At 52.3% G+C, this 222-nt stretch carries 1 rRNA gene; it reads right to left on the bottom strand.

The window, feature by feature from the left end:
* Window positions 1–152: 152 nt before the first annotated feature.
* Window positions 153–222 (bottom strand): 16S ribosomal RNA (locus AC0L25_RS32570); the annotation flags it as partial.

Below are 222 nucleotides of genomic sequence, written 5' to 3'. Positions count from 1 at the left end.
GAAAGAGAAACGAAGGCGGCAGACCCGCTTAAGGTATGCACGACGGTAAGAGTGACTCTCTTCCGTCTTGTTCCAAGTAAACCAGAAGGCAGAGGCTCCCCATTTCATCCGAAGATGAGCAAGTGAGCGTTTCCATTGAGGTTTATCCTTAGAAAGGAGGTGATCCAGCCGCAGGTTCCCCTACGGCTACCTTGTTACGACTTCACCCCAGTCGCTGACCCT

The sequence above is a fragment of the Mesorhizobium sp. WSM4813 genome (genome assembly GCF_055811555.1).
This window is presented reverse-complemented; position numbering and strand designations above follow the sequence as displayed.